Annotated in this window: 7 protein-coding genes; all 7 read left to right on the top strand. The window is 36.3% G+C overall.

Going from position 1 to position 8,333, the window contains the following annotated elements; translation table 11 throughout:
- Positions 1-122: 122 nt before the first annotated feature.
- The 7 genes from BLQ66_RS05860 to BLQ66_RS05830 all read left to right on the top strand — a co-directional run bounded on the left by BLQ66_RS05860 (position 123) and on the right by BLQ66_RS05830 (position 8,309).
- Entirely contained in the window at positions 123-1,247 is a 1,125-nt protein-coding gene (locus BLQ66_RS05860; RefSeq protein WP_074521355.1) for an RNA-guided endonuclease InsQ/TnpB family protein, read from the top strand.
- 366 nt (positions 1,248-1,613) lie between these two features.
- Positions 1,614-2,489, top strand: coding sequence for a LysR family transcriptional regulator (locus tag BLQ66_RS05855; RefSeq protein WP_074521354.1), 876 nt, complete (start codon positions 1,614-1,616; stop codon positions 2,487-2,489).
- A gap of 180 nt (positions 2,490-2,669) precedes the next feature.
- On the top strand, positions 2,670-3,614 hold the full coding sequence (locus BLQ66_RS05850) for an NmrA family NAD(P)-binding protein (RefSeq protein ID WP_074521353.1): 945 nt from the start codon (positions 2,670-2,672) through the stop codon (positions 3,612-3,614).
- Between the two features lie 250 nt (positions 3,615-3,864).
- Positions 3,865-6,234, top strand: coding sequence for a 5-methyltetrahydropteroyltriglutamate--homocysteine S-methyltransferase (gene metE / locus BLQ66_RS05845; protein ID WP_074521352.1), 2,370 nt, complete (start codon positions 3,865-3,867; stop codon positions 6,232-6,234).
- 250 nt (positions 6,235-6,484) lie between these two features.
- Complete coding sequence (locus tag BLQ66_RS05840; protein WP_207645135.1) at positions 6,485-6,763, top strand: acylphosphatase; 279 nt, start codon at positions 6,485-6,487, stop codon at positions 6,761-6,763.
- A 152-nt stretch (positions 6,764-6,915) separates the two neighbouring features.
- Positions 6,916-7,074: a 50S ribosomal protein L33 gene (rpmG, locus tag BLQ66_RS05835; RefSeq protein ID WP_074521351.1), complete on the top strand. Its 159-nt coding sequence runs from the start codon at positions 6,916-6,918 to the stop codon at positions 7,072-7,074.
- Positions 7,074-8,309 (top strand): CobW family GTP-binding protein, encoded by a 1,236-nt coding sequence (locus BLQ66_RS05830; RefSeq protein ID WP_074521350.1) that lies wholly within the window; start codon positions 7,074-7,076, stop codon positions 8,307-8,309. The genes rpmG and BLQ66_RS05830 overlap by 1 nt, the downstream gene beginning before the upstream one ends.
- Positions 8,310-8,333 lie beyond the last annotated feature (24 nt).

Below are 8,333 nucleotides of genomic sequence, written 5' to 3'. Positions count from 1 at the left end.
AGAACATTTGTTTGACTACTTTGTAATTTGATTGTATAATATAAGTATAAATCTATCGTATTACTCAGACGGTGTTACTGTAGATATTATTAAACAATACATTCAAGCACAAGGAAAGAAAGATGGCAAATAAGGCAATTAAGTACAGAGTATATCCTACAACTGAACAAGAAGTTATGTTTGCTAAGACCTTCGGCTGTTGTCGTAAGGTCTGGAATCTTATGCTTTCTGATAAGATTGACGGCTACAAAGCTACGGGCAAATTCCCCACTGTGACACCTGCCAAATATAAAAACGATTACCATTATCTTAGGGAAGTAGACAGTCTAGCTCTTGCCAATGTACAAATGAATTTACAGAAAGCCTACAAGAGTTTCTTTGATAAAAAACGTAAAAAGAAAAATGGCTTCCCAAAATTCAAATCTCGTAAAGCTAGAAATAGCTATACCACTAATAATCAAAAAGGTACTGTTGCTATCATAGAGAATAAATATATCAAGCTTCCTAAGATTGGTAAGGTAAAAGCTGTAATTCACAGATTTCCAGAGGAAGACTGGATCATTAAATCAGCTACTGTGTCTAAAGAAAGAGATGGTAGTTTTTATATTTCTATTCTCTTTGAATTTGACAGAATTATTACTAAGGTAACTAAATCAGATAATGTAATTGGATTAGATTATAAATCTGATGGTTTATATATGGATAGTGATGGGAATATAGGTTCTAATCATAAATACTATCGAGAAAATCATAAAAAGCTTGCTAAAGAACAACGTAAACTTTCTCGCAAAGTTGGTTCTAAGAAGAACCAAACTAAATCCAATAACTATCTAAAGCAATTAAAGAAAGTAAACAAAATTCATAGACATATCTCAAATCAAAGATTAGATAATCTACACAAGAAATCTACTGAGATAGCCAATCAGTATGATATAGTATGTGTAGAATCTCTAAATATGAAAAGCATGTCAAATAAGGGCTTTGGTAACGGTAAAGCTACTTTAGATAATGGATATGGAATGTTTTTATCTATGCTTGAGTATAAACTAAATGATAGAGGTAAATACTTTATCAAAATAGATAAGTGGTATCCATCATCACAACTTTGTAGCTGTTGTGGTTCTCGTAAAAAACTTACACTTCAAGAAAGAATCTATAAGTGTAATTGTGGGCTTACAATGGACCGTGACCTAAATGCAGCTATAAACATAAAAAATGAAGGGCTTAGATTGCTTGAAGTAGCCTAAACTCTGATAAATCTTATAGTAGGCTAGGAACTAGCCGAACTTATACGCTTGTGGACACTGTGTAAGACGTTCGTTATCCAATAGGATAGCCTACGCAGTGGTGGTTGAAGCAAGAAGCTCCGACTTCAAATACGAAGTATTAAGTCGGAGTAGTTCACGGAACGAAGATTCTCTGAAAATTCGTTCCTTTCTTTATTTTTTCAGAGATTTTCGATTCCTTATTGGGGATTCATAAAAAAGTTCATACAATTTTCTTCGAAAAGTTGTGAAATAGAAATCACCGAGAATTAGTTACCCCAGGAAAATTCTCCATTGACTAACAAAAGAGTGGACGAGTACAATGGAAATACGATGGAAGGTGATTTTATGCATATAGATAAGTTAAAGTATTACATCGATTTGTACGAGTGTAAAAATTTTACCGAGACAGCTAAGAAAAATTTCATATCCCAAGCGGCCTTAAGCCAGTTTATCAGCTCCCTTGAAAAGCAGTTTGGTCTTTCACTTTTTGATAGAAGCCAAACTCCTATAAAGCCCACAGCTGCTGGCACAAGCCTCTATGAGGAGAGCAAGATTTTATATAAACAGTACGAGTACATGCTTGAGCGAATGGACCGAATCAAGACCGAAAGCATGCCAGCTCTTCGTATTGCCTACTCTTCACCGGTGGACATTCAGGCTCTGCTTCCTATTGTTTCTAGATTTAAGGAAAGCTATCCAGATGCGGAACTTAAGCTAAATCGCATCACCTTAAAAGAGGCGGATGAGTACATTTCAAAGGAACTCTGCGATTTGGTGGTTTCTTTTTCAACGGAATTTATTGAGAATAAGCACACGAAATTTAAGGTTCTAAAAGAAGGCCGCTACATGGCTGTGGTGGGAAAGGGCCATGATTTGTTTGATAAAAATGTAATCACAACCGAAGAACTCTACAAATACCCGCTAATTATGCTAAGCAAAGAGGTTATTGGAAATCTTTATGATAAGATGCTTGAGAGAGTGAAGGAAGATGGCTTTAAGCCAATTATAGAGAAGACTGTGGATGATATTGAGTCGGAGATGTTTTCAATTATCACAGATGGGTTTATTGGATTTGCACCGGAAAGCCAGAGTCTATCTGACTTTGGAGATTCTATAAAGATGATTCCAATCGAGGGCAGTAGCCATAAATACTGCATCGCAGCTTGTTATTTAAAGGAGAACAAAAACCAGACTTTAAAGGCCTTTCTTGAACTTATTTAAGCCTCATAAGCTTCTGTTATACCCTATAAATTTTTCTAATTGGACATTTGATAAAAAATTAACTATCATAATGTTAAAGAATTAACAAACAAAATTAATGAACGCAATTAATGAACATAATTAATGAACTCATTAAATAAGCAAATAGTTAATTTAAGTTGTATTTTTAGGAGGTTTTTTATGGCAAAGTTATTATTAACAGGTGTAGACGGAAATTTAGGTTCAGAGGCAGCAAGAATTTTACTTGGTCTTGCTAAGAAAGAAGATTTAATCTTTGTTGGTTACAGCGAAGAGGCTTTAAAGGTTTTCGCAGAGCAGGGCGTTGAAACTCGTCAGGCTAACTTCAACAACTACGAAGGTCTAGAGGAAGCTTTTAAGGGTGCTGATAGACTTGCACTTATCTCAATGCCATTCGTTGGTGTTAAGAGACAGAATGCTCAGAAAAATGTAGTAGATGCAGCTAAGGCAGCTGGCGTTAAGCAGATTGTTTACACATCCCTTGTAAATGCTGGTGATGAGACAAATCCATCTGTTGAAAAGAAGGATCATATCTTCACTGAAAATTACGTTAAGGAAGTGGGACTTGATTACATTTTCCTAAGAAATTCTCAGTATGCAGAAGCTATGATTACTAACTATTTCACATATGTTCATGGTGATGGTGTTTTAAAGAACAGCCAGGGCGATGGTAAGATGGCTTACATCTCAAGAAAGGACTGTGCTAAGGCAGTGGCTTACGCTTTATTTAGAGGCGATGAGTATACTCGTGCAACACTTGATATCAACGGTCCAGAACTTATGACTATCACTGAATTTATTGAAATCGGTAACAAGGTTACAGGAAATTCAATTACATACAAGGAACTTACTGATGAGGAGAACTACCAGGTATTCGACGCTATGGGCGTTCCAAGAACTACAGATGGCGTATTTAAGAAGGATTCTGAGGCTCCATTCTCATCTGACGGTATGGTTACATTTGCTCAGGCTATCCGCGAGGGCAAGATGGACACATTCACAGACGACTTCAAGAAGCTTACAGGTTCTGATGCTATGACAGTTCAGTACATGTTTGAGCATGCCAATGATTTCCAGATCGGTGAGAGACATTCTAAGGATGCTTAAGATTAGTCCTCTGAAAATGTATCTCAAACTTAAAAATAATCTCTAATAATTAAAACTTATATTTTATAATAAGAAATAGATATAACACCTTATAAAAGGGTTTGTCATAAATTAATTTTATGACAAACCCTTTCTTTTTTGTATTTTACCTAAAGCTTTTTAGATACTATACTCCAATTATAATAAAGATTTGCAAAGCTTTAAAACACTAGTAATTAGGCTAGTAAGTAAATTTATAAAGGAGTTAGTTATGAATAGCGCAGTTATTGGCTTTCCAAGAATCGGAAAGAATAGAGAGTTGAAATTTGCAACAGAAAAATATTTCAGAAAGGAAATCTCAAAAGAGGAGTTAATTATCACAGCAAAAGAGATTAGAAAAGAAAATCTCCTTTGTCAAAAAGAGACAGGAATTGATTACATTTCCGTAAATGATTTCTCTTTTTACGATAATTTCCTTGATTTAGCTTTTAGCTTTAACATTATCCCAGAAAGATATAAGAAATTATCTTTGAATAAAATGGACACTTACTTTGCTATGGCTAGAGGCTTTGAGGACGAGACGAGAAGCGTTAAGGCCCTTGCTATGAAGAAGTGGTTTAACACAAATTACCACTATATCGTGGCTGAAATCGAGGATGATACCTGCATTAGTCTTGATAGCGAAAAGTATCTTGAGGAGATTCAATTTGCAAATAGTCTTGGAATCACACCAAAGTTTAACCTTATTGGCCCATATACATTTTTTAAGTTAGTTAGATTTACAGGAGAGAAGGGGCTTGAAAGCTTTTACGAGCCAGTGCTTAAGGCATATCTTGATTTAATTGAGGAGTTAAAGAGCCAGGACATTAGCTACCTTTCCCTTGAAGAGCCTGCCCTTGTGGCTGACCTAACATCAGAAGATAAAGATCTTTTTGAAAATATTTACACTAGACTTTTAGCTAACAAGGATAAGTTAAAGGTGCTTCTACAAACATATTTTGGAGATGTGAGAGATATCTATGTGGATTTATTAAAGTATGATTTTGATGCCTACGGCCTTGATTTTGTTGAGGGGGTTAAGACTTTTGACTATGTTAAAAACTATGGTTTCCCAAAGAATAAGACACTCTTTGCTGGTATCGTAAATGGCAAGAATATCTGGAAGAATAATTACAAAACAAGCCTAGAACTAATCACTAATTTACATAAAATTACAGAGGCCAAAATTGTAATTAACACAAGCTGTTCATTGCTTCATGTACCTTTGACACTTGAATCAGAAACAGATTTAGCTTTTGAATATAAGAGACATTTTGCCTTTGCTTATGAGAAGCTAAAGGAGTTAGCCGAGCTAAAGAATCTTTCAGAATTAGTGCTTAAAGAGAATGCTGATTTAGATTTAGCCCTTACTAATCTAAACTCTGTTTTGAATAAAAAGGACATCTTCGTTTACAATCAAAGTCTATTTAATGGCCGCGTAAACAGCGTAAATCCTAAGGTTAAGGAACGTCTAGCAAACATTAAGGAAGAGGATTTTACTAGACTTCCTGAGTTTAATGAGCGTGCTAAGATTCAAAGAGAAGTCCTTAACTTACCGGATTTTCCAACTACAACTATTGGTTCTTTCCCACAGACTAAGGAGGTTAGAGAGAATAGAAAGCTTTACAGACAGGGCCTTATAAACGAAGAGACCTACAAGAATTTCATCAAGGAAAAGATTAAGGACTGCATAAAACTTCAGGAAGAATTAGACCTAGACGTACTTGTCCATGGTGAGTTTGAAAGAAACGACATGGTGGAGTATTTTGGTGAGCACCTAGATGGATACATTTTCACAAAAAATGCATGGGTTCAGTCCTATGGTAGCCGCTGCGTGAAGCCACCAATTATCTGGGGTGACGTAAGCAGAAAAGAGGCTATCACTGTGGATTGGTCAAGCTACTCAAATTCCCTCACTAATAGAGAGGTAAAGGGTATGCTTACAGGTCCTGTGACTATTCTTAACTGGTCTTTCCCTCGCGAAGACATTACAAAGGAGGAGATGACTAATCAGCTTGCCCTAGCTATTCGTGACGAGGTTTTAGACCTTGAGGCGGCGGGGCTTAAGATTATTCAGATTGATGAGGCGGCCCTTCGTGAAAAGCTTCCACTTCGTAAATCCGATTGGTACAGCGAGTATCTTGATTGGGCAATTAAGAGCTTTAGGCTTGTGACTAGTGGCGTGAAGCCGGAAACTCAGATTCACACTCACATGTGCTATAGCGAGTTTAATGACATCATTCCTGCCATTGATGCCATGGATGCGGACGTTATTAGCTTTGAGGCTTCTCGTTCTGATCTTGTGATTTTGGATGCCCTACGAAAGAACAACTTTAAGACTGCCGTTGGCCCTGGAGTTTACGACATTCACAGCCCTCGTGTGCCATCTACTGACGAGATTTTTAATGCTTTAAAGAAAATGTTATCTAAGCTTGATAGTAAGAAGCTTTGGGTGAACCCTGACTGCGGCCTTAAGACAAGAGGCGAGAAGGAGACCGTTGAGAGCTTAAGAAACTTAGTGGCGGCAGCAAAGTTGCTAAGAGAGACAGAAGGACAGATAGCAGAAGATGGGCAGAAATCTAGCAAGGTAAAGTCCGTTTAGGATAGATTTATAATAACTTATAAGCCTTGGCGCCAGATTTATATACGGATAAACACTAACTGGCGCCAGTTTTTCCCTCTAGTGATACATTTTTACAAAAAATAATTATTACAATATATACAAATATTTATAAAAATGCTAGTATAAATATAGTGATGTGAATTAAATAAATTCCTATATGTATACATAGAAAATTGTATATTTTTGGACTGATTATAGAGTTGAAAAAAATTTACTAGGGGGAGTTTTTATGGACGAGATGGTCAGATATTATTATTTTTTTACAGGAAGAGTACAAAGTGTGGGATTTAGATATAAGGCCAGCCTTTTAGCCCAGGCATACAAATTAACTGGCTTTGTAAAAAATGAATATGACGGCTCTGTTAGTCTAGAGGTTCAAGGACCAGAAGAGACAATTGATCAGTTTGTGGAGGAGTTAAGAACCGATAGAATTATTCGAATTTACTCCATGTCTAAGGAAAGATTGGATTTAGTGGAAGGGGAAAAGGACTTTAAAGTAGAGTTTTAATCCTTAAATAAAAATGCAAATAATTCGCAAAAGTTATTGACAACATTTTTCATGGTGCTATAATATGCAATTGAATTGCAAATTGCAAATGACTTGCAAATTTGTAAATTAATAGAATTTATCTAATAACGGCTATCATATAGGAGGATATTATGGCATCACAGCGTATAAAGATCACACTTGCCTGCACAGAGTGTGGCGACAGAAATTACACAACAACAAAGAATAAAAGACTTCATCCAGAGCGAATGGAAGTAAGAAAGTATTGTCCACGACTTAAGAAGTACACTATTCACAAGGAGACAAAGTAATGAGTTTATTTAGTAAGAAAAGGATACCAGTAGTGTTAATTACTGGTTATTTAGGTTCCGGCAAGACTACATTTTTAAACAACTTACTTGCCTTCGAGAATAGAAAAATCGCCTTGGTTGTTAACGATATGGGCAAGGTCAACATCGACGCTAAGCTTATTAAGAACGAGACTATGAAAAAAATGGACACAAAGATGATTGAACTTAGTAACGGTTGCATTTGCTGTACACTTCGCGATGAGTTTATGGTGGAGATTGAGAACCTTGCAAAGATTAAGAACATTGACGCTATCTTTGTTGAAGCTTCTGGAATCAGTGAGCCTGCTAATATCGCTCAGTCTTTCCTTGCTTACGAGGAGACTAACAAGAAGGCCAATTTCTTCCTTTCAAGAATCATCACTCTTGTGGATGCAGACAGAATTAATAAGGAATTCCTCTTTGACATTCAGGAGCATCTTAATGAAAATGAGACAGAGGCCGAAAGTCTCACAAGCAACAGCGACAAGACAGAGGCCAACAAGGAAACATCTTCAAACCTCAAACTTCGCATTGATGACAACGTTGATCTAGATGATGATAACACTGAGGATGACCCTGACATTATAAATCTAGTTATGGACCAGATTGAATTTTGTAACTGTATCGTTTTGAATAAATGCGACTTAGTTAGTTCTGAGGCCTTGCTTGAGGTTAAGAATCTAATTAAGAAGTTACAGCCTGAGGCAGAGATTATTGAGAGTATTTTTGCTAAGGTAAATTACGATAGAATCCTTAATGGAGCAAGCTTTGATTATGATAAGGCTATGAATTCTTCTGCAATTCAAAGAGCTCTTAAGGAGAGTGTAGAGGGTAAGAAAAGTGAGCAGGATGAATACGGCATCGACTCCTTTGTTTTTGAAGAAAAACGACCTTTTGTTAGAGAAAAGTTCATGGGCTTTTTAGAGCAGAATTTTCCTCATGAAATTATTAGATCAAAGGGTTACATCTGGTTTGAGGATGATCCAACTCACGTTCAGTTAGTTGAGAGCGCTGGTCGCAATGCTTCTGTTATGGAGTATTCAAACTGGGTTGACGCATTTAGTAAAGAAGAGAAGCAGCAGGTATTTGACCTTTATCCTGAAGTCTTAGAAGACTGGGATGAGGAATACGGTGATAGACTAAACCAGATTGTATTCATTGGTCTTGACTATAATAGAGAAGAAATCCAAAAGGAACTTGAGGCTTGCATAGCCTAGTAATCTAATAATAAGGACATACTT

The organism is Lachnospira pectinoschiza (assembly GCF_900103815.1).
GTDB lineage: Bacteria > Bacillota > Clostridia > Lachnospirales > Lachnospiraceae > Lachnospira > Lachnospira pectinoschiza_B.
Note: the sequence above shows the minus strand (reverse complement) of the source record. Positions and strands in the feature narration are given on the sequence as shown.